We start from the raw sequence: 720 nt of genomic DNA, 5'->3' as shown, positions 1-720 counted from the left end.
CATTTTCCGGCCTGGCCGGCGGTGTGGCTGGAACGCGATGATGACACTGGCTTTCAGCAGGTGCTGGAACGTGCTGACTATCTGGCGAAGGAGCATACCAAAGCTCACTGCACCGGTGAGCGCAATTTTGGCTGTAGCCGGAGTTGAGCACGACTGGCGCGCCAATACCCGGCAAACCAAAAGTATGGGTTGTTGTCTGGCGGCAACGATGTATCCACTCGCCCACTGACTGTTTTTTACGTCAGTGTTCCATTGTGTGACAACCACAGTGCTGTAACAGCAACCAGCCTGCTTTACCCAAACTCCAGTCCAGATTTTAACTGAACCGCCATTCACACCCTGACCACGCTGCCCGTACCGGGACGGCTGTTGCCTGCGTGTCGTCTGGCGGCTGAGGAATATGACTATGTACGCAAAATCCTTTATCGCTCTTGATGGCAACGGACGTCTGACGGGCGCCCGTACTGCACAGGCCGCACCTTATGCTAACTACACCTGCCACTTGTGTGGCAGTGCACTCAGATACCATCCGCAATACGACACTGAACTTCCCTGGTTTGAACACACTGACGACAGGCTGACAGAGCACGGTCAACAGTGCCCTTATGTCAGGCCGGAGCGCAGAGAAATACAGTTGATTAAACGTCTGCAGCAATTCGTACCGGATGCCTTACCCGTGGTGCGTAAAGCCAGCTGGCACTGCAGACAATGTCACCACGA

The 720-nt window shown here is 54.7% G+C and carries 2 protein-coding genes; both read left to right on the top strand.

The window, feature by feature from the left end; translation table 11 throughout:
- Positions 1–147, top strand: a 147-nt coding sequence (locus BEB54_RS28140; RefSeq protein ID WP_032278728.1) for a YagK/YfjJ domain-containing protein, incomplete at its 5' end; no start/stop codon positions are given.
- 259 nt (positions 148–406) lie between these two features.
- Positions 407–720, top strand: a 314-nt coding sequence (locus BEB54_RS28135) for a DUF7828 domain-containing protein (RefSeq protein ID WP_063610979.1), incomplete at its 3' end; no start/stop codon positions are given.

The sequence above is a fragment of the Escherichia sp. MOD1-EC6021 genome (genome assembly GCF_002965245.1).
GTDB classification, from domain to species: Bacteria; Pseudomonadota; Gammaproteobacteria; order Enterobacterales; family Enterobacteriaceae; genus Escherichia; species Escherichia coli_F.
Note: the sequence above shows the minus strand (reverse complement) of the source record. Positions and strands in the feature narration are given on the sequence as shown.